Origin of the sequence: Caballeronia sp. LZ043, from assembly GCF_031451075.1 — a bacterium.
Lineage (GTDB): Bacteria > Pseudomonadota > Gammaproteobacteria > Burkholderiales > Burkholderiaceae > Caballeronia.
On sequence record NZ_JARUXT010000001.1, the window covers coordinates 1185207 to 1209097 of the forward strand.

At 63.6% G+C, this 23891-nt stretch carries 25 protein-coding genes, 1 tRNA gene and 1 pseudogene; 17 read left to right on the forward strand and 10 right to left on the reverse strand.

Features of this window, described 5'->3' with window-relative positions; all coding sequences use genetic code 11:
* Positions 1–41: 41 nt before the first annotated feature.
* The 9 genes from thrS (at position 42) to QCE64_RS05290 (ending at position 8815) form a co-directional block, all read left to right on the forward strand.
* On the forward strand, positions 42–1949 hold the full coding sequence (thrS, locus tag QCE64_RS05250; protein WP_309915243.1) for a threonine--tRNA ligase: 1908 nt from the start codon (positions 42–44) through the stop codon (positions 1947–1949).
* A gap of 47 nt (positions 1950–1996) precedes the next feature.
* A complete protein-coding gene (infC, locus tag QCE64_RS05255; RefSeq protein WP_075583873.1) occupies positions 1997–2524 on the forward strand; it encodes a translation initiation factor IF-3 in 528 nt (175 codons plus the stop codon).
* Positions 2525–2755: 231 nt separating this feature from the next.
* On the forward strand, positions 2756–2953 hold the full coding sequence (rpmI, locus tag QCE64_RS05260; protein WP_004191477.1) for a 50S ribosomal protein L35: 198 nt from the start codon (positions 2756–2758) through the stop codon (positions 2951–2953).
* Between the two features lie 26 nt (positions 2954–2979).
* A complete protein-coding gene (gene rplT, locus QCE64_RS05265) occupies positions 2980–3339 on the forward strand; it encodes a 50S ribosomal protein L20 (protein WP_008350196.1) in 360 nt (119 codons plus the stop codon).
* A gap of 194 nt (positions 3340–3533) precedes the next feature.
* A complete protein-coding gene (gene pheS, locus QCE64_RS05270; protein WP_310002962.1) occupies positions 3534–4547 on the forward strand; it encodes a phenylalanine--tRNA ligase subunit alpha in 1014 nt (337 codons plus the stop codon).
* An 83-nt stretch (positions 4548–4630) separates the two neighbouring features.
* Positions 4631–7063, forward strand: coding sequence for a phenylalanine--tRNA ligase subunit beta (pheT, locus tag QCE64_RS05275; protein WP_310002965.1), 2433 nt, complete (start codon positions 4631–4633; stop codon positions 7061–7063).
* 70 nt (positions 7064–7133) lie between these two features.
* Positions 7134–7538, forward strand: coding sequence for an integration host factor subunit alpha (locus tag QCE64_RS05280; protein ID WP_309808019.1), 405 nt, complete (start codon positions 7134–7136; stop codon positions 7536–7538).
* Positions 7539–7637: 99 nt separating this feature from the next.
* Positions 7638–8021: a MerR family transcriptional regulator gene (locus QCE64_RS05285; RefSeq protein WP_309915257.1), complete on the forward strand. Its 384-nt coding sequence runs from the start codon at positions 7638–7640 to the stop codon at positions 8019–8021.
* 194 nt (positions 8022–8215) lie between these two features.
* Positions 8216–8815 carry a short chain dehydrogenase gene (locus tag QCE64_RS05290; protein ID WP_310002967.1) on the forward strand — a complete coding sequence of 200 codons (600 nt, stop codon included), beginning with the start codon at positions 8216–8218 and terminating at the stop codon, positions 8813–8815.
* Here the strand turns inward: QCE64_RS05290 and QCE64_RS05295 are convergent.
* The 8 genes from QCE64_RS05295 to QCE64_RS05330 all read right to left on the reverse strand — a co-directional run bounded on the left by QCE64_RS05295 (position 8812) and on the right by QCE64_RS05330 (position 14103).
* Positions 8812–9228 (reverse strand): hypothetical protein, encoded by a 417-nt coding sequence (locus QCE64_RS05295; RefSeq protein ID WP_310002969.1) that lies wholly within the window; start codon positions 9226–9228, stop codon positions 8812–8814. The two genes, QCE64_RS05290 and QCE64_RS05295, sit on opposite strands and share 4 nt — an antisense overlap.
* A gap of 78 nt (positions 9229–9306) precedes the next feature.
* Positions 9307–9561: a hypothetical protein gene (locus QCE64_RS05300; protein WP_309915265.1), complete on the reverse strand. Its 255-nt coding sequence runs from the start codon at positions 9559–9561 to the stop codon at positions 9307–9309.
* 121 nt (positions 9562–9682) lie between these two features.
* A tRNA-Pro gene (locus tag QCE64_RS05305) sits at positions 9683–9759 on the reverse strand.
* Between the two features lie 153 nt (positions 9760–9912).
* Positions 9913–10668: a hypothetical protein gene (locus QCE64_RS05310; protein ID WP_310002971.1), complete on the reverse strand. Its 756-nt coding sequence runs from the start codon at positions 10666–10668 to the stop codon at positions 9913–9915.
* Positions 10669–10747: 79 nt separating this feature from the next.
* Entirely contained in the window at positions 10748–11194 is a 447-nt protein-coding gene (locus QCE64_RS05315) for a hypothetical protein (RefSeq protein ID WP_310002972.1), read from the reverse strand.
* A gap of 149 nt (positions 11195–11343) precedes the next feature.
* A complete protein-coding gene (locus tag QCE64_RS05320) occupies positions 11344–12237 on the reverse strand; it encodes a LysR family transcriptional regulator (protein WP_309915373.1) in 894 nt (297 codons plus the stop codon).
* A gap of 65 nt (positions 12238–12302) precedes the next feature.
* Positions 12303–13226 (reverse strand): LysR family transcriptional regulator, encoded by a 924-nt coding sequence (locus QCE64_RS05325; protein WP_309915374.1) that lies wholly within the window; start codon positions 13224–13226, stop codon positions 12303–12305.
* A gap of 40 nt (positions 13227–13266) precedes the next feature.
* Positions 13267–14103, reverse strand: a complete 837-nt coding sequence (locus QCE64_RS05330; RefSeq protein WP_310002974.1) for an IclR family transcriptional regulator — start codon at positions 14101–14103, stop codon at positions 13267–13269.
* A gap of 252 nt (positions 14104–14355) precedes the next feature.
* Here QCE64_RS05330 and QCE64_RS05335 point away from each other — a divergent pair, with 252 nt between their 5' ends.
* The 6 genes and pseudogenes from QCE64_RS05335 to pcaC all read left to right on the forward strand — a co-directional run bounded on the left by QCE64_RS05335 (position 14356) and on the right by pcaC (position 19581).
* Positions 14356–15048, forward strand: coding sequence for a 3-oxoacid CoA-transferase subunit A (locus tag QCE64_RS05335; RefSeq protein ID WP_309808028.1), 693 nt, complete (start codon positions 14356–14358; stop codon positions 15046–15048).
* 25 nt (positions 15049–15073) lie between these two features.
* Positions 15074–15730, forward strand: coding sequence for a 3-oxoacid CoA-transferase subunit B (locus QCE64_RS05340; RefSeq protein ID WP_309915380.1), 657 nt, complete (start codon positions 15074–15076; stop codon positions 15728–15730).
* Between the two features lie 83 nt (positions 15731–15813).
* Complete coding sequence (gene pcaF, locus QCE64_RS05345; protein ID WP_310002976.1) at positions 15814–17016, forward strand: 3-oxoadipyl-CoA thiolase; 1203 nt, start codon at positions 15814–15816, stop codon at positions 17014–17016.
* Positions 17017–17020: 4 nt separating this feature from the next.
* Positions 17021–18358 (forward strand): annotated as a pseudogene (locus tag QCE64_RS05350) (3-carboxy-cis,cis-muconate cycloisomerase); the annotation flags it as partial.
* Positions 18359–18400: 42 nt separating this feature from the next.
* On the forward strand, positions 18401–19189 hold the full coding sequence (pcaD, locus tag QCE64_RS05355; protein WP_310004151.1) for a 3-oxoadipate enol-lactonase: 789 nt from the start codon (positions 18401–18403) through the stop codon (positions 19187–19189).
* Positions 19190–19191: 2 nt separating this feature from the next.
* A complete protein-coding gene (pcaC, locus tag QCE64_RS05360) occupies positions 19192–19581 on the forward strand; it encodes a 4-carboxymuconolactone decarboxylase (RefSeq protein ID WP_309808034.1) in 390 nt (129 codons plus the stop codon).
* An 85-nt stretch (positions 19582–19666) separates the two neighbouring features.
* Here the strand turns inward: pcaC and QCE64_RS05365 are convergent, their stop codons facing one another.
* Both QCE64_RS05365 and QCE64_RS05370 read right to left on the reverse strand, forming a co-directional pair.
* Positions 19667–20968 (reverse strand): DUF3443 domain-containing protein, encoded by a 1302-nt coding sequence (locus QCE64_RS05365; protein ID WP_310002979.1) that lies wholly within the window; start codon positions 20966–20968, stop codon positions 19667–19669.
* 9 nt (positions 20969–20977) lie between these two features.
* On the reverse strand, positions 20978–21439 hold the full coding sequence (locus tag QCE64_RS05370) for a DUF2844 domain-containing protein (RefSeq protein WP_309929733.1): 462 nt from the start codon (positions 21437–21439) through the stop codon (positions 20978–20980).
* Positions 21440–21860: 421 nt separating this feature from the next.
* Here QCE64_RS05370 and bamC point away from each other — a divergent pair, with 421 nt between their 5' ends.
* Positions 21861–23114, forward strand: a complete 1254-nt coding sequence (bamC, locus tag QCE64_RS05375; protein ID WP_404987296.1) for an outer membrane protein assembly factor BamC — start codon at positions 21861–21863, stop codon at positions 23112–23114.
* A gap of 484 nt (positions 23115–23598) precedes the next feature.
* The gene (locus QCE64_RS05380; RefSeq protein WP_310002980.1) at positions 23599–23889 is read left to right on the forward strand and encodes a putative quinol monooxygenase; all 291 of its coding nucleotides are present in this window, start codon (positions 23599–23601) and stop codon (positions 23887–23889) included.
* The last annotated feature ends 2 nt before the right edge of the window (positions 23890–23891 follow it).

Genomic DNA, 23891 nt, shown 5'->3' on the forward strand with positions numbered 1-23891 from the left:
AACGACATCGCCCGGCGTGCGCCGGCGTTCTGGAGAACGATATGGTTTCGGTACGTTTGCCTGATGGGTCGGTCCGTCAATACGACCACCCGGTGACCGTCGCGGAAGTCGCGGCATCGATCGGTGCGGGCCTCGCCAAGGCCGCGCTCGCCGGCAAGCTCAACGGCGAACTCGTCGATACCTCCTTCCTGATCGACCGCGACGCGTCGCTTGCCATCGTCACCGACAAGGACCCGGAAGGCGTCGATGTCGTGCGCCACTCCACCGCGCACTTGCTGGCGTATGCGGTGAAGGACCTGTTCCCCGAGGCGCAGGTGACCATCGGACCGGTCATCGACAACGGCTTCTACTACGACTTCTCCTACAGCCGGCCGTTTACCCCCGAAGATCTCGAAAAGATCGAAAAGCGCATGCAGGAACTCGTCAAGAAGGACGAGCCGGTGTCGCGCCGCGTGGTGTCGCGCAACGAGGCCGTCGAGTACTTCAAGAGCATCGGCGAGAAGTACAAGGCCGAGATCATCGAGTCGATCCCCGAAAGCGACGAAATCAAACTGTATTCGCACGGCGGTTTCACCGACCTGTGCCGCGGCCCGCACGTGCCGTCCACCGGCAAGCTCAAGGTCTTCAAGCTGATGAAGCTTGCGGGCGCCTACTGGCGTGGCGACTCGAAGAACGAGCAGCTGCAGCGCATCTACGGCACCGCCTGGACCAAAAAGGAAGACCAGGAAGCCTATCTGCACATGCTGGAAGAAGCCGAGAAGCGCGATCACCGCAAGCTCGGCAAGCAACTCGACCTGTTCCATCTGCAGGACGAGGCGCCCGGCATGGTGTTCTGGCATCCGAAGGGCTGGTCGTTGTGGCAGCAGGTCGAGCAATACATGCGCCGTCGTGTGAACGAGGCCGGCTATCTCGAGATCAAGACCCCGATGGTCATGGACCGTTCGCTGTGGGAAGCCTCGGGTCACTGGCAGAACTATCGTGAAAACATGTTCACGACCGAGTCGGAAAAGCGCGACTACGCCATCAAGCCGATGAACTGCCCGGGTCACGTGCAGGTGTTCAATCACGGCCTGCGCTCGTACCGCGATCTGCCGTTGCGCTATGCGGAGTTCGGATCGTGCCACCGCAACGAGCCGTCGGGCGCGCTGCACGGCCTGATGCGCGTGCGCGGCTTCGTTCAGGACGATGCGCACATCTTCTGTACCGAAGATCAGTTCATCGCGGAGTCCATCGCGTTCAACACGCTGGCCATGAGCGTGTACAAGGATTTCGGCTTCGATCACATCGCCATCAAGCTGTCGCTGCGCCCTGAACAGCGCGCGGGCAGCGATGAAACCTGGGATCGCGCGGAGCAAGGTCTGCGCGAGGCACTGACCGCATGCGGTCTGGAATGGGAAGAGCTCGAAGGCGAGGGCGCGTTCTACGGTCCGAAGATCGAGTACCACATCAAGGATGCGCTGGGCCGTTCGTGGCAATGCGGCACCCTGCAGCTCGACATGGTGTTGCCGGAGCGTCTGGGCGCCGAATATGTCGCCGAGGACAACAGCCGCCGGCGTCCGGTGATGCTCCATCGTGCAATCGTCGGGTCAATGGAGCGTTTCCTCGGGATTCTGATCGAACACCACGCCGGCGCCATGCCGCCGTGGCTCGCTCCGACGCAGGCAGTCGTGCTCAATATTGCCGAAAGTCAGGCAGAATATGCCGCGAATCTGACCCAATCGTTGCAAAAACAAGGGCTTAGAGTCGAGTGCGATTTGCGCAATGAGAAGATTAGCTATAAAATACGCGAGCACACGCTGCAGAAGGTGCCGTATTTGCTGGTTGTCGGTGACAAGGAGCGTGAGGCGCAAACCGTAGCCGTGCGTGCTCGTGGCGGTGTCGATCTGGGCGTGATGCCGGTCGACGCATTTCTGGAGCGTCTGCAGCAGGATGTGCGGGCGTTCAGGTAAGTCACTCGCAGCGCGGCTTGTTTTTTAATTTTTAGAGGAAACGTAACATCGCTACTGATAAGTCGTCACATCGCATCAACGGTGAAATTACCGCACCGGAAGTGCGCTTGGTCGGAGTGGACAACGAGCCGCTCGGAATCGTGAAACTGGCCGAGGCGTTCCGTCAATCGGAACAGCTCGATGTCGATCTCGTCGAAATCGCGCCGCAGGCTTCTCCGCCTGTCTGCCGTTTGATGGATTACGGCAAGTTCAAATACTCGGAAGCGAAGAAGCAACACGAGGCGAAGCTCAAGCAGAAGATCGTGCAGGTGAAGGAAGTCAAATTCCGCCCCGGCACGGATGACGGTGACTACAACGTCAAGCTGCGCAACCTCACCCGCTTCCTCGAAGACGGCGACAAGACGAAAATCACATTGCGTTTCCGCGGTCGTGAAATGGCGCACCAGGAAATCGGCATGCGCATGCTGGAACGGTTGAAGTCGGATCTCGACGAATTCGGCCAGGTCGAGCAGATGCCGAAGATGGAAGGGCGTCAGATGATCATGGTGCTGGCCCCGAAGAAGAAGGGCAAGTAACCTCAAGCAACAAGCAATGGATCGCGCGCCGTCGAATGGCGGTCGGTGCGGCATTGCCGGCAGTTTCAGGCCGGCGTCATCTCGGTGACGCCGGTCATGAGAAGCGGCGACTCTTTACCGAGTCGTCTGCAAACAAGTGGCGCGTGGGTTTCGAAGGGCGGGAAGGGGTCTTGGCCAGCATGGACGGATCAGCCGCACACCCATGACCATCTAATAAACTGGAGTAGTTTCATGCCGAAGATGAAGACCAAGAAGAGCGCTGCAAAGCGCTTCGTGGTGCGTCCGGGCGGTACCGTCAAGCGCGGTCAAGCGTTCAAGCGCCACATTCTTACCAAGAAAACCACCAAGAACAAACGCCATCTGCGTGGCGCCACGGCCGTTCATGATTCCGATCTGAACTCCGTCCGCGCAATGCTGCCGTTCGCCTAACCTCAACTTAACTTAAGGAGCGCAACATGCCTCGAGTAAAACGTGGGGTTACCGCACGGGCCCGTCACAAGAAGATCATCCGTCTGGCCAAGGGTTACCGCGGCCGTCGCAATAACGTCTATCGCATCGCCAAGCAGGCGGTCATGCGCGCTGGCCAATACGCCTACCGCGATCGCCGCAACAAGAAGCGTGTGTTCCGCGCACTGTGGATCACGCGTATCAACGCGGCGGTGCGTCAGCATGACATGACCTACAGCGTGTTCATCAACGGCCTGAAGAAGGCGTCGATCGAACTCGACCGCAAGGTGCTGGCTGACATGGCTGTGTTCGACAAGGCTGCTTTTGCTGCGATCGTGAAGCAGGTGAAAGCCGCCGTTGCAGCCTAATTGCGAAATTAGTACTGCGTGGTTCGCCTTCTCGTCGCCGGGTTGTTGACGGCGGCGCGAAGGCAGAAAACGGGGCTCTCACCGAGCCCCGTTTTTGTTGGTCGGACGGTTTTGCACATCGCATGCGCGCGTATCGGCGTGGATGAGCAAAACCGAACCTCTGTTTGAACTTCGACGTTAAGAAGATGGGATCAATGGATCTGGATCAGATTGTCGCGGACGCGAAAAGCGCCTTTGAACACGCCACCGACGCCAACACGCTCGAAAACGAGAAAGCGCGCTTTCTCGGCAAGTCGGGCGCGCTGACCGACTTGCTGAAGGGTCTGGGCAAGCTCGATCCCGAAGCGAAGAAGACCGAAGGCGCGCGCATCAACCAGGCAAAGCAGCAAGTCGAAGCCGCGCTGAACGCCCGCCGCCAGGCGCTGGCCGACGCGTTGCTCAACCAGCGTCTTGCGGCAGAAGCCATCGACGTCACGTTGCCCGGCCGCGGCGCCGGCGCCGGCACGCTGCATCCGGTGATGCGCACGTGGGAGCGCGTCGAGCAGGTGTTCCGCTCGATCGGCTTCGACGTCGCCGACGGTCCCGAGATCGAAACCGACTGGTACAACTTCACCGCGTTGAACAGCCCGGAAAACCATCCGGCGCGCTCGATGCAGGACACGTTCTATGTCGACGGCCAGGATGCCGACGGCCGGCCGCTCCTGCTGCGCACGCACACGAGCCCGATGCAGGTGCGTTACGCGCGCATGAACAAGCCGCCCATCAAGGTGATCGTGCCGGGTCGCACCTACCGCGTGGACAGCGACGCCACGCACTCGCCGATGTTCAACCAGGTCGAAGGCCTGTGGATCGAAGAGAGCATCAGCTTCGCCGACCTGAAGGGCGCCTACACCGATTTCCTGAAGAAGTTCTTCGAGCGCGACGACATTCTCGTGCGCTTCCGTCCGTCGTATTTTCCGTTCACGGAGCCGTCGGCCGAGATCGACATGATGTTCGAGCACGGCAAGAACGCGGGCAAATGGCTGGAAATCTCCGGCTCGGGCCAGGTGCATCCCACCGTCATCCGCAACATGGGCCTCGATCCGGAGCGCTATATCGGCTTTGCGTTCGGCAGCGGCCTCGAGCGCCTGACGATGCTGCGCTACGGCGTGCAGGACCTGCGTCTGTTCTTCGAGAACGACCTGCGTTTCCTGCGCCAGTTCGCCTGAAGCACGCACGGCCCGCGACGTCCGGCTGCTCGCACCCGCCGAAGCCGGACCCGAGACTCCAAACATTTCGAACGTAGACATCCATGCAATTCCCAGAATCCTGGCTCCGCAGTTTCGTCGATCCGCAGCTCTCCACCGACGAACTCGCGCACGCGCTGACCATGGCCGGCCTCGAAGTCGAAGACCTGCGGCCGGTTGCGCCGCCCACCACGAAGATCGTCGTGGGCCAGGTGCTCGAAGTCGCGAAGCATCCGAACGCGGACAAGCTCAACGTCTGCCAGGTCGATGCCGGCACGGGCGAGCAGCTGAACATCGTGTGCGGCGCGCCGAACGTGGCGCCGGGCATCAAGGTGCCGGTTGCGCTGATGGGCGCCGTGCTGCCGCCGGGCGAAGCGGGCGGCGAGCCGTTCGTGATCAAGCCCGCGAAGCTGCGCGGCGTCGATAGCCAGGGCATGCTGTGCTCGGCGCGCGAACTGAAGCTGTCGGAAGATCACAGCGGCCTGCTGATCCTGCCCGCCGATGCACAAGTCGGCCAGGACATCCGCGAGGCGCTCAATCTCGACGACACGGTCTTCGAGATCAAGCTCACGCCCAACAAGGCGGATTGCCTGTCGGTGTATGGCGTCGCGCGCGAAACGGCCGCGATCACCGGCGCGCCGCTGAAGGCGCTCGAGGTGCCGGCAGTCGAAGCCACGCTCGACGAAAAGCTGCCCGTGAAAATCCTCGCGCCTGACCTGTGCGGCCGCTTCTCCGGCCGCGTGATTCGCGGCGTGAACGCGCATGCGAAGACGCCGCAATGGATGGTCGAGCGGCTCGAACGCGCGGGCCAGCGCAGCATTTCCGCGCTCGTCGACATCTCGAACTACGTGATGCTCGAGCTCGGGCGTCCGTCGCACGTGTTCGATCTCGACAAGATCTATGGCGCGATCGAAGTGCGCTGGGGCAAGCAGGGCGAGTCGCTGAAGCTCTTGAACGGCAACACCGTCGAGCTCGATGAAACCGTCGGCGTGATCGCCGATGACCGTCATGTCGAAAGCCTCGCGGGCATCATGGGCGGCGACAGCACGGCGGTGTCGCTGGATACCACGAACATCTATCTCGAAGCCGCGTTCTGGTGGCCCGACGCCATTCGCGGCCGCGCGCGCAAGTACAACTTCTCGACCGATGCCGCGCATCGCTTCGAGCGCGGCGTCGATTATTCGACGACCGTCGAGCACATCGAAATCATCTCGCGCCTGATTCTGGACATCTGCGGCGGCGCGGCGGGTCCGGTCGACGACCAGATCGTCAACGTGCCCGAACGCAATCCGGTGGCGATGCGCGTGTCGCGCGCGCATCGCATCATTGGCGTGGAGATCGGCGCCGGGGAGATCGCGCAGATCTTCACGCGCCTGAACCTCGCGTTCGAGCGCGACGGCGATACCTTCAAGGTCACGCCGCCTCCGTATCGCTTCGACATCGAGATCGAGGAAGACCTGATCGAAGAAGTCGCGCGCATCTATGGTTTCGAAAAGATTCCGGCGCGTCCGCCGGTCGCGCACAGCGAAATGCGCCGCACCGACGAGACCCGCCGTTCGATCCACGTGCTGCGTCACGCGGTCGCCGCGCGTGATTACTCGGAGACGGTGAACTTCAGTTTCGTCGATGCCGAGTGGGAGAAGGACTTCGCTGGCAACGATCAGCCCATCAAGCTGCTGAACCCGATCGCGAGCCAGCTCTCGGTCATGCGCACGACGCTGTTCGGCAGCCTGATCGAAGTGCTGCGTCATAACCTGAACCGTCGCGCCGAGCGTATCCGCGTGTTCGAGGCGGGCCGCGTGTTTCATCGCGACGCGTCCGTGCAGGCAGGCGAACTCAGCGTGCAAGGCTATGCGCAGCCGAAGATGATCGGCGGCCTCGCGTATGGCCCGGTCATCGAGGAGCAATGGGGCGCGGCTACGCGCAACGTCGACTTCTTCGACGTCAAGGGCGACGTCGAGGCGCTGTTCGCGCCGGTCGTGCCGCGTTTCGTGAAGGCCGAACATCCGGCGCTGCATCCGGGACGCAGCGCGCGTATCGAGGTGGCGGGGCGCGCGGTGGGCTGGATCGGCGAATTGCATCCGCGCTGGCTGCGAAAGTATGACCTTCCGCATGCGCCGGTCGTCTTCGAAGTCGATGCCGAAGCGTTGATGGAACGCGCGCTGCCGGCGACGTCCGAGGTGTCGAAATTCCCTCCGGTGCGACGCGATATCGCGGTCGTCGTGGATCAGGACGTGCCGGTTCGGGCGCTGCTCGACGAGCTCGAAAACGCCCGTTCGGAACCCGCCTGCAGGCACGTCACGAGGGTTGCGCTTTTCGACGAATTTCGTCCAAAATCAAATACTTCCGGAGGGTTGGGCGCGCACGAGAAAAGTCTTGCCTTCCGTGTAACGTTGCAAGATACTGGCGGCACGCTTCAGGACGAAACAGTCGATACGGCCATCAAAACCCTGGTGGATCGTCTGACTCGAGTACACGGCGCGCGATTGCGCGGATAGCCTTCCTCTGGAGTCGGCCCATCCGCACAACGCCCAAGGTCTCAAGCGTGTTACGCGCCGTTTTACCGATATGAACCAAATGAACTCGAGTGATTTCGAAGCCCTTCTTTCGGCGCAGCGCAGCGCCATGACCCGAGATATCCCGACCTCGAGCGCGCCCGGCGACACGCCGACGCTCACGAAAGCCGAACTGGCGGAGATGCTGTTCGACCACGTCGGCTTGAACAAGCGCGAGGCGAAAGACATGGTCGAAGCTTTCTTCGAAGTCATTCGCGACGCGCTGGAGAGCGGCGAGAGCGTCAAGCTCTCCGGCTTCGGCAATTTTCAGTTGCGCGACAAGCCGCAGCGTCCCGGGCGTAATCCGAAGACCGGCGAGGCCATTCCCATTGCGGCGCGGCGAGTCGTCACGTTTCATGCAAGTCAGAAGCTGAAGGCGCTGGTTGAAACGGGAGCGGAGACGGATCTCGCACGCTGATTCCTGATTCACGGAAGGCATGCGGCATGATCCGCGCTTTCCGCTGCTGCTGACCACCGCGCTTCAATCGACATCAATAACCACGATGGTTGATCGACGATGGAAAAAGTCGTCTTGCCTCCTATCCCGGCCAAGCGTTATTTCACGATTGGCGAAGTGAGCGAACTGTGCGGCGTCAAGCCGCACGTGCTGCGCTATTGGGAACAGGAGTTCACGCAGCTGAGACCGGTGAAGCGGCGCGGCAACCGCCGCTACTATCAGCATCACGAGGTTCTGCTGATCCGGCGTATCCGTGACCTGCTGTACGAGCAGGGCTTCACGATCAATGGCGCCCGCAATCGCCTCGACTCGCAAGGCCGTGCAAGCGCCGACGAAGCTGAAGCCGAGGGCATGCCGGGCGATCCGCAAGCAGCGCAGGGATCGGTGGATGTCGATCAGTTGCGCAAGGAAATTCTTAAGGTGATCGATTTGCTGGGCGGCTGAAGGCCGTCTCCGGATGATCGATGTGCCTGGGTGATGCAGGTAGCGCAATGCCGCGAATCGTCGCGGCATTTTTTTGTCTGCGCAAAAAGCATTGGCGCGGTTGTGCGGCCGAGTTCATGCGCTGCATGCCGCACACCGGCGCAGTACGATACGCCTGCTTGTCCCCGTCTCGTCCTATCGATTCAGGAGGCTTTATGCGAGTACTGCTCGTTGGCGCAACCGGTCTGTTGGGCACTGAAATCAAACGACTCCTCGAACACCGGCACGAAGTGATCACCGCGAGCCGCAAGGGCTCCGACGTGGCTGTGGATCTGTCGGACAAGGCGAGCATCGTCGCCCTGTACGAGCGAGTGGGGATGGTTGGTGCAGTGGTGTGTGTCGGCGGAGCAGCGAAGTTCAAGCCCCTCAATGCGCTGGACGACTCGGACTATGCCTTCAGCCTCGCCAACAAACTGATGGGTCAGGTGAACCTCGTGCGCTGCGCCAGCGGACATGTGGAGACCGGCGGCTCGATCACGCTGACGAGCGGCACACTGGCGCAGGAACCGATGGTCGGCGCGGCTGCGGTGAGCATCGTCAATGCGGGGCTGGAGGGTTTCGTGCGGGTCGCGGCGCTGGAACTGCAAGGCACCTTGCGCGTGAATGTAGTGAGTCCGGGATGGGTTGCGGAGACGCTCGAATCGATGGGCCAGGATCCGTCGCAGGGCATTGCCGCCGCGGAGGTTGCAAAGGTCTATCAGCGCGCCATCGATGAGGCCATCACCGGGCAGACGCTCCTCGCCGCCAGGAGCTAGGATTTGAGGGCGGCGCGCAGGCGTCGCTTCGGGCGAAGCGCGGCGCGAGTGGCTGAAGGGGCGGGCGCTTTGACGTCGACCGAGCAATAAACAATGCTCGGTCCGACGCCCGACGGCGGATAGATGCGCCAGTCGTCATCGCCGTGATGGAAGAAGTAGAGCGCGTATCGACCGCCGGGCTTGGGCGCGCTCAGACACACGTAGCGGCTGCCGCAGGGATAGATGCGCCCGTAGCGCGCAACGCGCGCGTGACTCGTGGAATCGAACCATTTCGAGACTTCCTCGCGCAAACGGGAGAAAGGTCGATCTGACGAAATGCGCCCGGATTGCATGGGCGTGGATACGGTCGAGGGCATGGCGCGCCAATCCTTATGCGTCACGTTAAGACTAGAGCTTAAATAGCTGATTGACAAGTCATTTTTCGTGCTTAACGTATGAGCATTAAGCGTTGAAGCAATCACCTTCGACAGTCGCCAAAAGGCTTTCGACTGTCAGACGCTGAAGCCCATCATCGCGCCGGTGCTGGAGAGGGCCTCCTCTTCCGCGCGGGCCTTGAGCATGGCGTCGGCCAGACGGTAGTAAAACTGCGCGCGCTCTTCGAGAAACTCGGAGGAGGCATCGTTTGACAAGAAGTCATCTGCCATGTCGCCCGCCAGGGCCTGACCGGCGAAATAGTCCCGGAGCGACATCCCGAAATTCGTATTGCCGGGAAATGCGCGCGGGTTGTTGAGCTTGTTATACGCCATCGTTCTTGCTCGCCGTGTGTACGTAACGGTTCTTCAAATTCCCAAGCGGGTTCTTTTCAAGCTTGATTGGAGCGGCAAAGAAAAAGGCTCTCTGGTCGAGACCAGAGAGCCTTTCTTGTACTGGTCGGGGCGAGAGGATTTGAACCTCCGACCACCTGCACCCCATGCAGGTACGCTACCAGGCTGCGCTACGCCCCGATTGCCTTTGCGAAAGGTCTGGCGTTGCCGTCTGACCCTTCGCCACGATCCCGAACTGCGCTGTGAGGCAGCAGGGTGTGTAGCAAAGAACGGCGATTGTAGCGTGGCGGCGGGCCGGCCGCAAGCGCGCCGGCCCTATGTGCCGCCAGCTAATTACTGTCTTGCGCCAACGAAGAGCACGCCCGCTTTCGTCGGTGACTGAAGCGTCTGAAGTTCAGCACGCATGGTCGTTCCAGTCATGATCGCAACACCCGATGCAGTGGTGTTCGGATAGGCGCAGTTGTCACCACCGAAGCGAATCGTCAGGTCGTAGACGTTGCCCGACGCATGCGGCTTGATGGACCCGGTGAAATTGCAACTCGTGCCCGTACCCGTGATCGAACCGGTGGCGTCTGCCGTAAGCGTGACGTTTGGGTCGTTGCCGCCGTTGGTCACGCTTTCTCCCTTGAAGGTACCTGTGACCGTGGCCTGCATGGGTACGGTGTCGTAGCTCGGATCGTAGGTGCCCGCGAAGGTGGTCTTCGCTCCGTTTGCGTAGAGGAGCGTGGTGTTGAGGGAGGCTTTCGCGGAATAAGCGCCTGAGAGCGTGACTGCGTTACTGCCTTGACCCTCGAGGTTGTAGTCGATGCCGCTGCCATTTGACAACTTGCCGTTGCTCGACGTGACCGCTCCAATCACCCCGCCCGCGATGAAGTTCGTATTGCCAGCGACGGAGTAGATCGAATACAGGCGCCCGTCGTCGAGAATGAGCACGGAGGCTTGCCGGTTGCTGTCTGTTTTACCCGAGTAAAGCCCTGCCGCAGACGCCGTGGAAACGGGCGTCGACGGCCCGTTGTCGCTTCCACCGCCGCCGCATGCGGTCAGGATGATCGCGGCCGAAGCGGCGGCGATAGGTGAATGTCGTCTCATTGGATGTCTCTGTTGTAGATGTGAAACTTGCCTCAGGAAAACGGGCTCAACGCGCACAGACAGTCACCGTACAAGACCCCTACAGCCGCAACTCCGACCGCGTATAAGCCGACGTCTGAATCTGCACGACATCGCGCTGCTTGCACTGCGCGCGTCGCTCCACCGGACATTTCGCGCAAGCCCTCGCACTCCCGCCCGCACGACATCGCGCGAATCGCTGACGCCTTCGGAACCGCACCGCCAGCGCCAGTGCGATCGTCAACTGGATCAGATAAGTCACAGCGCGTTCACCCCATTCGTTCCGGGACGCATAGCGCTCATACTCCGTGCGCTCGTAGAAGCTGGCCGAAGCAAAGATCATCGTGAGGGCGAAGTCCAGCAGCATGGCCAGACCACACAGTGCGAAGAAGAACAGCGCGCCGTTCCATCGCGGGACGCCGCAAGCTGCATTGACCGTACGGCACACGAACATCACGAACGCCAGCAGGCACAGCCCGAGCGCCAGGGGAAGCCAGGGAAAAACCATGTCGCGCAAACCTCGTGACAGACGAAGTGAGGGAAAGTCCCGGCGACGCGCGAGATCGCGACACACCTGCGACACACCACATCGCGCGCACGCTTCGGGAAGCGGCGCGATGATGGCACGCCGTCCCTCAAGCACGAATACGAGTAATCCTAATAAGGCAGACGATCGCTCAGCGCGTCGGAGAGGAAATCGATGAAGGTGCGCACCTTGCTCGTCATGAACTTGCGGCTGGTGTACACCGCGTACACCGATGGCGCGAACGCCGAATAGTCCGGCAACACGCGCAGCAGCGTTTCGGATGCGAATTCCGGTTCCGCGATCCACGCCGGAAAGTAGGCGAGCCCGAGCCCGGCGCGCACGAGTTGCAGCGCCATCGCGGTGTCGTTGGTCTTGAGCACGGCCTGATGCTTCACGGTGAACGCGCCGTCCGGTCCGGTCAGCGTCACCGATTCGATATTGGTGTAGGTCGGCAACACCAGTCGGTGCCGGGCGAGATCGTCCGGATGGCGCGGCTGGCCGTGCCGCTCCAGATAGCCACGCGCGCCCGCGAGCAGGAAAGGCATCCTGCACAGCGGCCGCACGATCAGCGAAGGCGAGGGATCGGAGGTCGCGCGCAAGGCCATGTCGTAGCCTTCCTCGACCAGATCGACGAAGCGGTTCTCCAGCCGCAGGTCCACCAGCACGCCGGGATAGCGCGCCTGATAGGCCACCACGAGTTCAGCGAACGTGGGATTGGCGAACCAGCCCGGCGCGGTCACCTTGAGCACGCCCTGCGGCTGCGCCGTCTGCGCGCCGACGGCCGCCTCGGCGGCCTGCAGGATATCGAGCGCCTCGCTGCATTGCTCGAAATACACACTGCCGGCTTCCGTGAGACTGAGATGGCGCGTGGTCCGGTTCAGGAGACGCACGCGCAACTGCCGCTCCAGATTCGCGACATGCTTGCTGGTCATGGCGGTCGACATGTCGAGGCGCTCGGCGGCCTTCACGAAGCTGCCCGCCTCGACGACCTCGCGAAACACCCGCAGACTGGTCAGCGCATCCATCGATCATTTCCCGCCGGGCAATAAAACTGCGATGTTAGCGGGATTCATCGCCCGCGAGGTGAAGCTCACTTCGGCCATTCGTCGAGCTCGTCGTTGAACAGCGCGGCCACGACACCGCGCAGCCATTTCGTGCGCGCGTCGTTATGGAACTTGCGATGCCAGTGCTGCTTGAGATCGAAGCGCGGCAGCGCGAGCGGCGGTTCGGCGAGCGTGATCGATGCGTGTTCGGCGACGTACGCGAAGCCGATCGCATGCGGCACCGTGGCGATCAGGTCGGTGCGCGACAGGATGAACGGCAGGCTCATGAAGTGCGGCGTTTCGAGTACGGCGCGGCGGCGCACGCGTTCGCGGTCGAGATGGTTCTCGAGGATCTCCTGGCTGCGGCCTTCCGCGCGCACCACCGCGTGTCCGCAGGCGAGAAAGCGTTCCAGCGTCAGCGGTTCGCGTGCAAACGGATGATCGCGCCGCATCAGGCAGATGAACCGGTGTGAAAAGAGCCGCTGCTGGAAGAAGTTGTTGCCGCGCAGATCCGGAAAGTAACCGATGGCCAGATCGATTTCACCGGCTTCGAGCCCGCGTCCGACATCGCCATGCGAAGCCGACACCGAGCGCAGATTCGCATTCGGCGCCTGTTGCGCGAACGCCTGCAGAAGCCGCGGAAGGAACACGATCTCGCCGACGTCCGACAGCGCGATCGAAAAGGTTTCCGAGCTCGTGGACGGATCGAAATGCTGCCGGTCGAGCATGCCGCGCTCGATGCGGGCGAGCGCCTCGCGCGCGGCGGGCACCAGCGCGAGCGTGCGTGGCGTCGGCTCCATGCCGCGTGCGGTGCGCACGAACAGCGGGTCGTTGAAATACTCGCGCAGCCGCGCCAGCGCCGTCGATACACGCGGCTGGCTCACGCCGAGACGCTCGGCCGCGCGGCTTACGTTGCGCGTCTCCTCGATGGCGACGAGGTACGGGATCAGGTTCAGATCGAGATCGTTCATGGCGCTACTGCGTCCAATGCTTCAACCTGCGGAAAAACCATCAGCCGCGCCGCGCGACCATGTCCGACACGCGCTGCGCGGCATCCAGCAAGGGTTCGAGAAAGGCCTTCACCATCTGCTTCGCGCTCTTGCGCTGCGCGTTGCCGCTGATGTTGAGCGCCGCGATCACCCGGCCTTGCCGGTCGCGGATCGGCGCCGACATCGAGATCAGTCCTTCTTCCAGTTCCTGATCGACGATGGCCCAGCCTTGCGCGCGCACGACCGCAATGGCTTCCTTCAGCGCAGCGCGGTCGACGATCGTGCGCGGCGTGCGCGCCACCAGCGGATTGGCATTGAGGATGGCGTCGAGGCTGGCTTCGTCGAGCGCGGCGAGGAGGACCCGGCCCATCGACGTGCAGAACGCGGGCAGCCGGCTACCGATGGATAGGTTCTGCGTGATGATCTTGTGCGTCGGCACCCGCAGCACATAGACGATCTCCGCGCCGTTCAGCACGGCCGCCGAACAGCTCTCGTGCACCTGTCCGACCAGATCTTCCATGACCGGTTCAGCGAGATTCCAGAACGGCATCGACGTCAGGTACGCGAAACCCAGGTCGAGGATTTTTGGCGTAAGTTGGAACAGGCGGCCGTCCGCCTCGACATAACCGAGCGCCTGCAAGGTGAGCAGGATGCGGCGCGCGCCGGCGCGCGTGAGCCCGGTGGCCGCGGCGACGTCGGTGAGGGTCTGGGCGGGCCGGCTGGCGTCGAAGGAACGGATCACCGACAGCCCGCGCGCGAAGGACTGCACATACGCGTCGCCGGGACGCGACTGTGCATCCGGTGCATCCGGCGCATGTGTCGTGTCGATCTCGGGAGCGGCTGAGGCTGAGGGTTTCATAGGCATGATCCAGGTGGCGCGAAGCAGCGGCAGCTCCGTGAAAACCCGCACTTCGACAGTGCTTCGTTGACACGGCAACAAACGCGGGACTACCATGCCGATGTTCGCTAAACGAATCCATGTTCGCATATCGAACATTCGCTGACAAGCTGATTCGCGAGTCAGCTGCAAGTCTGATTTCGAGCAGATAAACCCTGGAACGGGACGGATGCCTGCGGCGACCTCGGGCGTCCAGACTGGAGAAGAACGGCAATGATCAACAAGATTTTCGATTCGCTCGCCTCGGCCGTGGCCGACGTCCACGACGGCGCGACCATCATGATCGGCGGTTTCGGTACGGCGGGCATGCCGTCCGAGCTGATCGACGCGCTCATCGAGCAGGGCGCGCGCGATCTCACGATCGTCAACAACAACGCCGGCAATGGCGACATCGGCCTGGCCGCGCTGTTGAAGGCGAAGCGCGTGCGCAAAATCATCTGCTCGTTCCCGCGCCAGACCGATTCGCACGTGTTCGACGCGCTGTATCGCGCGGGCGAGATCGAGCTCGAACTCGTGCCGCAGGGCAATCTGGCCGAGCGCATCCGCGCGGCGGGCGCGGGCATCGGCGGATTCTTCACGCCGACGGGCTACGGCACCAAGCTCGCGGAAGGCCGCGAAACGCGCGAGATCGACGGCAAGCACTACGTGCTGGAGTCGCCGCTGCATGCGGACTTCGCGCTGGTGAAGGCATTCAAGGGCGACCGCTGGGGCAATCTGGTGTATCGCAAGACGGCGCGCAACTTCGGCCCGATCATGGCGAGCGCCGCGAAGACGGCCATCGTCCAGGTGTCGAAGGTCGTGCCGCTGGGCGAACTGGACCCCGAGAATATCGTGACGCCGGGCATTTTCGTGCAGCGCGTGGTGGAAGTGCCGCAAGCGGTGCATCAAGCCGAACTCGCTGCCTGAATGAACGTTGAGGAAGGATATAGCCATGAAGAAACTCACTCGTGACGAAATGGCCCGGCGCGTGGCCGCGGACATTCCCGAAGGCGCCTACGTGAACCTGGGCATCGGCGTGCCGACGCTCGTCGCCAACCACCTCGCGGCGGACCGCGAGATCTTCCTGCACAGCGAAAACGGCCTGCTCGGCATGGGCCCGGCGCCGGCCAAGGGCGAGGAAGACGACGAACTCATCAACGCCGGCAAGCAGCACGTCACGCTGCTCACGGGCGGCGCCTATTTCCATCACGCGGATTCGTTCGCGATGATGCGCGGCGGCCATCTCGACTTCTGCGTGCTCGGCGCGTTCCAGGTGTCGGCGGACGGCGATCTCGCGAACTGGCACACCGGCGCGCCGGATGCGATTCCAGCGGTCGGCGGCGCGATGGATCTCGCAATTGGCGCAAAGCAGGTCTACGTGATGATGGAACTGCTGACCAAGCAGGGCGAAAGCAAGCTGGTTGCGCAATGCTCGTATCCGGTGACGGGCGTGCAGTGTGTGGATCGCGTGTACACGGACCTCGCCGTGTTCGACGTCACGCCGCAAGGCTTCGTCGTGCGGGAAATGGTGGAAGGCCTGTCGTTCGATGAGCTGCAGAAGCTCGCGCAGGTGCCGCTGCAATATGCCCCGCTGAGCGAAGCCGCCTGAACGGCATACCGAGCCCGAGCCGAAGCCCGAGCCCGAGCCTGAGCCTGAGCCTGAGAGACACAAGACAATACTGGAGCCAAGCAATGAAAGAAGCCTTCGTATGTGATGCGATCCGCACGCCGATCGGCCGTTACGGCGGCGCACTCTCGTCAGTGCGCGCCGACGATCTCGGCGCCGTGCCGCTGCGCGCGCTCATCGAACGCAACAAGGACGTGGACTGGGACGCGGTCGAGGAAGTGATCTACGGCTGCGCCAACCAGGCGGGCGAAGACAACCGCAACGTCGCGCGCATGTCGGCGTTGCTGGCGGGCCTGCCGGTCGGCACGCCGGGCTCGACCGTCAACCGCCTGTGCGGCTCCGGGATGGACGCGGTCGGCATTGCCGCGCGCGCGATCAAGGCGGGCGAAGCCACGCTGATGATCGCGGGCGGCGTGGAAAGCATGAGCCGCGCGCCGTTCGTGATGGGCAAGGCGACGAGCGCGTTCTCGCGCGCCGCCGAGATCCATGACACGACCATCGGCTGGCGCTTCGTCAATCCGCTGATGAAGAAGCAATATGGCGTCGATTCGATGCCGGAAACCGCCGAAAACGTCGCCGACGACTACAAGGTGAGCCGCGCCGATCAGGACGCGTTCGCGCTGCGCTCGCAGCAGAAGGCGGCCCGCGCGCAGCAGGACGGTACGCTGGCGCAGGAGATCGTCGCGGTGACGATCGCGCAGAAGAAGGGCGACCCGCTGGTCGTCGGGCGCGATGAACACCCGCGCGAAACCACGCTCGAGGCGCTGGCGAAGCTGAAGGGCGTCGTGCGGCCGGACGGTTCGGTGACGGCCGGCAATGCGTCGGGCGTAAACGACGGCGCGGTCGCCATGCTGATCGCCGACGAAGAAAGCGCGCAGCGTCACGGCCTCACGCCGCGCGCGCGCATTCTCGGCGTCGCCACGGCGGGCGTGCCGCCGCGCGTGATGGGCATCGGTCCGGCGCCGGCGTCGCAGAAGCTGCTGACGCGCCTCGGCATGAGCATCGACCAGATGGACGTGATCGAGCTGAACGAAGCGTTTGCCGCGCAAGGTCTCGCGACGCTGCGCATGCTCGGTGTGGCCGACGACGACGCCCGCGTCAACCCGAACGGCGGCGCCATCGCGCTGGGCCATCCGCTCGGCGCGTCGGGCGCGCGTCTCGTCACGACCGCGAGCTATCAGCTGCATCGCACCGGCGGCCGCTACGCGCTGTGCACGATGTGCATCGGCGTGGGCCAGGGCATCGCGATCGTCATCGAGCGCGCGTAAGCGCATGTTCGCAGCCACGGGACGTCTCACGGATCTGATCTGCGGCAGCGAGGCCGCCAACGCGCTCTGGTCGCCGCGCGCGACCGTGCAGGCGATGCTCGACGTCGAAGCCGCGCTCGCGCGTGCGTCGGCGTTGCATGGCGTGATTCCGGCGAGCGCCGTGGACGCGATCGTCGCCGCGTGCCAGGCCGACGAGATCGACGCGCAAGCCTTGATGAGCGGCGCGCAGGCGGGCGGCAATCTGGCCATTCCGCTCGTCAAGCAGTTGACGGCCGTGGTCAAGGCGCGCGACGCCGAGGCCGCGAAGTATGTGCACTGGGGCGCGACGAGCCAGGACATCATCGACACGGGACTGGTGCTGCAACTGCGCGCCGCGCTCGATCAGCTCGATGCCGACCTGCGCACGCTCGCCACGGCGCTCGCCGCGCAGGCGCAGGCGCACCGCGCGACGCCGATGATCGGCCGCACGTGGCTGCAGCAGGCGCTGCCGATCACGCTCGGTCTCAAGTTCGCGCAATGGCTCGACGCCATCACGCGCCAGCGCGCGCGCCTGGGCGAGCTGAAAGCGCGCGCGCTGGTGCTGCAGTTCGGCGGCGCGGCGGGCACGCTCGCGAGTCTGCGCGACCACGCACTGCCGGTCGCGCAGTCGCTCGCGGACGATCTCCATCTGACGCTGCCAGTCCTGCCGTGGCATACGCAGCGCGACCGCATTGCGGAAGCCGCGGCCTGGTTCGGCATGCTGACGGGCACGCTCGGCAAGATCGCGCGCGACATCTCGCTGATGATGCAGACCGAGGTCGGCGAAGTCGCGGAGCCGGCGGCGGCGGGCAAGGGCGGTTCGTCGACGATGCCGCACAAGCGCAATCCGGTCGGCTGCGCGGCGGTGCTGACGGCCGCGACGCGCGCGCCGAATCTCGTCGCGACGATCTTTGCCGGCATGGTCCAGGAGCACGAACGCGCGCTCGGCGGCTGGCAGGCCGAATGGGAAGCGCTGCCCGACCTCGCGCGGCTCGCGGCGGGCGCGGTGACGAATCTCAACGGCATCGTCGCGGGGCTGGAAGTGAACGCGGAACGGCTCGCGCAGAATCTCGATGCCACCCACGGCCTCGTGCTCGGCGAAGCGGTGATGCTGGCGCTGGGCGATGCCATCGGCCGGATGGAGGCGCACAAGCTGGTGGAAGGGGCATCGAAGGCGGCGGTCGCGAACGGCCGTCCGTTGCTCGAAGCACTCGCCGCCAACGAAACCGTGATGCGCCATCTGTCGCGCGCTCAACTCGAATCCTTGCTCGATCCGGCGAACTACGTCGGACAGGCGCAGTCGTTCGTCGATGCGGCCATCGCGAACGCCAACTTGAAAGAACCGAAAGAACAGGAGCGTCAAGACATGCCTCTTGCTGAAGTCAACGGAACCCGGCTGCACTATCGCGTCGATGCCACGGCCGGCGACAGCGCCCCGTGGCTCGTGCTGTCCAACTCGCTCGGCGCGGATGTGTCGATGTGGACACCGAACATCGAGGCCTTCGCGCAGCGTTACCGGGTCCTGCGCTACGACACGCGCGGCCACGGTCACTCGGACGTGCCGCCGGGGCCGTACACGATCGATCAGCTGATCGGCGACGTGATCGGCCTCATGGATCATCTGAAGATCGAGCGCGCGCACTACTGCGGGCTGTCGATGGGCGGTCTCACCGGCATCGGCCTGGCGGCGCGGCATCCGCAGCGCTTTGCGCGCGTCGTGTTGTCGAACACGGCCGCGCTGATCGGCTCGGACGCGGTGTGGACGCCGCGCGCCGCGAAAGCGCGCGAGCCGGGCGGCATGCCCGCGCTCACCGACGCCGTGATCGCGCGCTGGTTCACCGCGCCGTTCATCGAGCGCGAGCCGCTTGCGCTCGCCAACATCCGCGATGTGTTCCGCCATACGTCGGGCGAAGGCTACGCGTCGAATTGCGAAGCGATCCGCGACGCCGACCTGCGTGACGAAGCGAAGACCATCACGCTGCCGGTGCTGATGATCGCCGGTACGCACGATCTCTCGACGACCGCCGAGCAGGGCCGCGAGCTGGCGGGTTATATCGAAGGCGCGCGTTATCTCGAACTGGACGCGGCGCATTTGTCGAACATCGAAAAGCGCAACGAATACACCAGCGCCGTTCTCGACTTTCTTGGAGCATGAGCATGACCGATGACGAACGCTACGAAGCCGGGATGAAGGTACGCCGCGCGGTGTTGTCCGACGCGCACGTGGACCGGTCGCTTGCGAACCGCACCGAACTCACGACCGATTTCCAGAACTTCATCACGCGTTATGCATGGGGCGAGATCTGGACGCGCGACGGCCTGCCGCGGCACACGCGCAGCCTCATCACGATCGCGATGATGGTCGCGCTGAATCGCAGCGAGGAACTCGCGCTGCATCTGCGCGCCGCGAAGAACAACGGCGTGACGCAGGACGAGATCAAGGAAGTGCTGTTGCAGACGGCCGTGTATTGCGGTGTGCCGGCAGCTAACTCGGCGTATCACCTGGCGCAGAAAATCTTCGACGAAGAGAAGCAGAAGCAGGCCTAGCCGCGCGCGCGTTCTCGAAGCAGATATCGAAGCGGATCCTGAAGCTGTCCCGGCGCAAACCGGGACGGCTTTTTTCATGCGCGGTTCAGAACGCGTAGTAAGGACCGGCGCCGGCCGGCGTCGCGCGTTCCTGGAACGCCGTGAAGACGCGCCGGCCGAAGAAGAACGGCAAGCCCCAGGCGAAGCCACTGTTCGACGGCCCCGCGAGATTGTCGAAGGCGTAATTGCCGCTGCCGAACAGGCTCGTCGAGGACGCGACGCTGAAATTCACCGTGCTTTGCGCGCCCGCCGGCGAGCGGATCGTCGCGCTGAGCGACTGCGTCGTCGCCGGACAGAACCATGCGCCGCAGCGGGCGAGTGTCGTCGAGGGAAAGAACAGGCCGTTCGAACCGCTGTCGATGTAACTCGCGCCATAGGTCGTGCCGCCGAAATCCGTCGACACGTAGGCGCTCGACGCATTCGCGGCGAGCACCGTGGCCGAGCCGAGCGCATTGTTCGCCTGCGAGCCGATGCCGAAGGTCAGCGTGCCGTTGACGCTGAAGGCGCCGTCATCCGGCACGTCGGGCAGTTCGATCACGACGCCGTTGTTGTCGGTGGCGAAGTTCGCGACCGGATTCGTCACCTGCTGCGCGACCGCGAGCGGGCTTGCGGCGCACGCGCCCGACGTGCACTGGTAATACCAGCGCGGCATGGGCGCGCTGGCGCAGTTCGCGCCGCAATCGGCGACGAAAGGCCCGATGCCGAGAATGCCGTTGCCGCGCAGCGTGGTTGCGTTGAGCATCGACAGTCCCGACTGGTTGCAATCCTGCGCAACAGCGGGGACCGACGGGTCGGCGATGATCTGCACCGACGTCGAGGCCGCCAGCTGGCCCGCGAGCCGGATGTCGGCCTGGCGCACCGCGCCCCACGTGTAGCCGGAACCGAACACGGCGCATTCCGCCATCGCCGAGCCGGACGTGCTGCCCGCGACGGGCGGCAGCGCCATCGTCGGATCGAGCGCGGAGGCCAGGACACGCAGACCGTGCGATCCGGTATCGACCTGAATGCCGTCGATGGTCTGGCAGGTGTTCGTGCCCGGCACGCAGAGCGTCACGCTGGTTTGCAGCATGTTGCGCGTGTCGGTGGAGGTGCGGGACACGGTGACGGGCTGCACGTTGGGCAACGACGATTGCACGACGGCCGTGCTCGCCGCGTCCGGCGCGCTTGCCTGTGCGGGTGCAGCCGAAGATGCGGGTGGCGCGGGTTGGGCGGTGGCGGTCCCGCGGGCGCTGGCCCCCCCCGCCGCGCCATCTCCTCCGCCACCGCCGCCGCAGGCAACCAGCAGCGAGCAGAGCGTCATGACGAGCAGCAGCGCGCAGGCTTCACGAAACGCTTCGAGGCAGGGCATGGCGGCCTCCTACTGAATGTCCGACGCGTTCACGCCGGGCGGCAGCGCGTTCGCGAGCCACGCGCGTCCGCTGAACTCGCGCAGGCGCATGTGGTTCTCGACGACCAGGTCTCCTGTCGCCACCTGCGCCGTGTGCAGTCCGAGCGCGCCCATCGATGCCAGCGCGCCTTCCCTGAACGTCTCGAAATGCGCGCCCAGGAGCGCCTGGATATCCGGCATCGCGGGCCCGCGCCAGGATACGGCGTAGACCGCGCCGTTTCCATCGACATACTCGCGGATGACGATCCCGTTCGCGTCGGTCGTTTCGCTGAAGGCCGGCAGGCCCGATTGCGCCCGCCGCATGACGGCGTCCGACGCTTCGTCCGACGCGCGCACCGTACCGCCGAGATGAGCCGTCGCGGTCGCCGTCAGCAGTAGAGAACATACCGCGAGCCCCCGCGCGATATTTTTAGGATGTCTGATCTTGGCCATCGAATCTCTCTCTCAGATTGGGAGTTTTCGTATTGTTTTAGAGGAGATTCTAGGGTTATGGTTAGCCTTCGCAATAGATGGCTGCTTTTGAACAGCTATACGCCGAATATTGCGCTCATCAAGAAAATCCAATATGAATCAGCGGGTTGGCGCGAACATGAACGGCAAACGCCGCCTTGATCAATCGTCATAAATTGTCATTTCTTGTCGGGTCGCTTTGGCAGCTCGTCCGAATGGTCCATCGGCGTCGGGCGTCGCAACGAAGGACCGAGATCGAATGCAACACAGGCTTGCCGACTCATGCCGCCGTGCCGGTCATGAGGGATATCCCGTGTTTTTGCACCAGCGCGCGCGGGATCGGTAAAATAACGGGTTGATCCACGGAAGAACGCCCGTGGCGTAGCGGAAGGACTTTCCAGACATGACAGATTTTCGTGTAACCAGGCGGGTAACCCAGCAGCTCACCACGCGGGCGGCCACGCGCATGGCTGCGCTGCTCGCGGTGGCAGGAATCGTGGCGGGATGCGGCTCGACCAATCCCAATGCGTTCAATTACAAGAGCGATCAGCGTTCGAAGCAGGTGTCTCTCGCCGTGCCGCCGAATCTGATCGACGAAGCATCCGACTCGCGCTCGCTGCCGCCGCAGGGCGGACAGGCCTCGCTCTCCGATCTCCAGCAAGTACAGAAAGTCGCCCCGAACGCGCCGACCGTCGTGCCGCCCGTCTCGGGCATGCACATCCAGCGGGACGGCGCCGAGCGCTGGCTCGTGGTCGACGGCAAGTCCCCTGATCAGGTGTGGCCGCAAATCCGTCGCTTCTGGCAGGAGCAGGGCTTCCTGCTGGTGGTGGATCAGCGCGACAAGGGCGTGATGGAAACGGACTGGAACGAAACCCATCCGCAGATTTCCGACGGCCTGATTCGCGACACGCTCGCCAAGGCCACCGGCAATTCGTATGTCACGGCCGAGCGCAACAAGTACCGGACGCGTCTCGAAAAAGCGCCGGACGGCGGCACCTACGTGTTCGTCAGCCAGAAGGGCATGCGTGAGGCGCTCACCGGCGTCAACAACGATTCGAGCCAGTGGCAAGCGCGTCCCAACGATCCCGCGCTCGAGAACGAATATCTGAAGCGGTTGATGTCCTCGCTCGCGTTGTCCGACCAGCGCGCGGCTTCAGGCGGCGCGACTTCGCTGGATACGCCGGCCGCCGTCGGCGCGGCAGGTGCAGGCGCGCAAGCTGCGAAGGGCGGCGATGCCAAGGCGGCTTCGGTCGCGGCACAGAACGTCGCGAATGCCGGCAACACGCCGATCCGCAACGAAGTCGTGCCCGAGGCCGATACCTCGCAAATCACCTTGCCGGAAGCCTACGATCGCGCGTGGCTGCGCGTGGGCACCGCGCTCGATCGCGCGAACTTCACCGTGGATGACCGGGATCGCGCCAAGGGCATGTACTACGTGCGCTACGTCGATCCGACCGACAAGACGTCGGCGGAGCAGGGCTTCTGGAGCCAGGTGTTCCACGGCCGCAAGGAAATGAAGGCCAAGCAGTATCAGGTCAACGTGCGGGCCGTGACGGAAGCGCAGACGCGCGTCGCGATTGTCGATGACAAGGGCAATCCGGATTCGTCGCCGCAAGCGCGTCAGATCATGGCGCTCCTCGCCGGGCAGATCAGCTGATCTCTCCCGCAAGACGCTGCTCTTCGCAACGCCTCCTCCGGGAGGCGTTTTTGTTTGCATCGCTCGCGAAGATTCCAGCAAAAGCGGTCATCGCATGCTCGTTTCGTAATGCGCGCTAATGCGAAACTCGCCTTCGATATGCGCAGACAATTCTTTCGATCGGGAAATGTGCGCAAAAGCTTATAAAGAATAGGCCCATGGATAGTACATTGCATCAATGGCGCGAATCGCCGCTTGAACTTCTTCGACAAGCGAGTCATCCCGCGCAATGCACCAGACATGCCGAACATTGGCTCGCCATGCAGCGAGCCCCGATGGCCCCGTCGCCTATCCTCGTAGGGCGACGGTTTTTGCCCGCGTTTCCACCGAAACGCGGGCTTTTTCTTTGTGGCTTGCGCCTGTGTCGCGCTCATGTGATTCCGGCAGCGCATGACGCGGACGGTTATGCTCGTGCTTCGTCAATCAACGAAGACAGGAGAAGCTCATGTCGGAAGTCGCCGTTGTCGCGATATTTGTCGCGAAGCCGGGCAAGGAAGAGGAACTGAAGCAGGTGCTCGAAGCGAACGTCGAGCCGACGCGCAAGGAGCGCGGCGCATTGCAATACGACCTGCATCGCGACAACGAGGAGCCGCGCCGCTTCATCTTCGTCGAGCGCTGGGAGAGCCAGGACGCGCTCGACGCACACGGACGGGCGCCGCACATCCAGGCATTCCGCGCGAAGGCGCCGGCGTTGTGCGAACACGGCGAAGTGCGCAAGGCGACGAAGCTCCTCTGAGC

Coding starts and splice junctions, on each gene's coding strand:
- pcaC (WP_309808034.1), top strand. CDS start 19,192: ATGACCGATGACGAACGCTACGAAGCCGGGATGAAGGTACGCCGCGCG.
- pheS (WP_310002962.1), top strand. CDS start 3,534: ATGGATCTGGATCAGATTGTCGCGGACGCGAAAAGCGCCTTTGAACAC.
- thrS (WP_309915243.1), top strand. CDS start 42: ATGGTTTCGGTACGTTTGCCTGATGGGTCGGTCCGTCAATACGACCAC.
- rpmI (WP_004191477.1), top strand. CDS start 2,756: ATGCCGAAGATGAAGACCAAGAAGAGCGCTGCAAAGCGCTTCGTGGTG.
- pcaF (WP_310002976.1), top strand. CDS start 15,814: ATGAAAGAAGCCTTCGTATGTGATGCGATCCGCACGCCGATCGGCCGT.
- QCE64_RS05285 (WP_309915257.1), top strand. CDS start 7,638: ATGGAAAAAGTCGTCTTGCCTCCTATCCCGGCCAAGCGTTATTTCACG.
- QCE64_RS05300 (WP_309915265.1), bottom strand. CDS start 9,561: ATGGCGTATAACAAGCTCAACAACCCGCGCGCATTTCCCGGCAATACG.
- QCE64_RS05310 (WP_310002971.1), bottom strand. CDS start 10,668: ATGAGACGACATTCACCTATCGCCGCCGCTTCGGCCGCGATCATCCTG.
- pcaD (WP_310004151.1), top strand. CDS start 18,401: ATGCCTCTTGCTGAAGTCAACGGAACCCGGCTGCACTATCGCGTCGAT.
- rplT (WP_008350196.1), top strand. CDS start 2,980: ATGCCTCGAGTAAAACGTGGGGTTACCGCACGGGCCCGTCACAAGAAG.
- QCE64_RS05330 (WP_310002974.1), bottom strand. CDS start 14,103: ATGAAACCCTCAGCCTCAGCCGCTCCCGAGATCGACACGACACATGCG.
- QCE64_RS05370 (WP_309929733.1), bottom strand. CDS start 21,439: ATGGCCAAGATCAGACATCCTAAAAATATCGCGCGGGGGCTCGCGGTA.
- QCE64_RS05380 (WP_310002980.1), top strand. CDS start 23,599: ATGTCGGAAGTCGCCGTTGTCGCGATATTTGTCGCGAAGCCGGGCAAG.
- QCE64_RS05320 (WP_309915373.1), bottom strand. CDS start 12,237: ATGGATGCGCTGACCAGTCTGCGGGTGTTTCGCGAGGTCGTCGAGGCG.
- QCE64_RS05290 (WP_310002967.1), top strand. CDS start 8,216: ATGCGAGTACTGCTCGTTGGCGCAACCGGTCTGTTGGGCACTGAAATC.
- QCE64_RS05335 (WP_309808028.1), top strand. CDS start 14,356: ATGATCAACAAGATTTTCGATTCGCTCGCCTCGGCCGTGGCCGACGTC.
- QCE64_RS05280 (WP_309808019.1), top strand. CDS start 7,134: ATGAACCAAATGAACTCGAGTGATTTCGAAGCCCTTCTTTCGGCGCAG.
- QCE64_RS05365 (WP_310002979.1), bottom strand. CDS start 20,968: ATGCCCTGCCTCGAAGCGTTTCGTGAAGCCTGCGCGCTGCTGCTCGTC.
- QCE64_RS05340 (WP_309915380.1), top strand. CDS start 15,074: ATGAAGAAACTCACTCGTGACGAAATGGCCCGGCGCGTGGCCGCGGAC.
- bamC (WP_404987296.1), top strand. CDS start 21,861: ATGACAGATTTTCGTGTAACCAGGCGGGTAACCCAGCAGCTCACCACG.
- QCE64_RS05315 (WP_310002972.1), bottom strand. CDS start 11,194: ATGGTTTTTCCCTGGCTTCCCCTGGCGCTCGGGCTGTGCCTGCTGGCG.
- QCE64_RS05325 (WP_309915374.1), bottom strand. CDS start 13,226: ATGAACGATCTCGATCTGAACCTGATCCCGTACCTCGTCGCCATCGAG.
- pheT (WP_310002965.1), top strand. CDS start 4,631: ATGCAATTCCCAGAATCCTGGCTCCGCAGTTTCGTCGATCCGCAGCTC.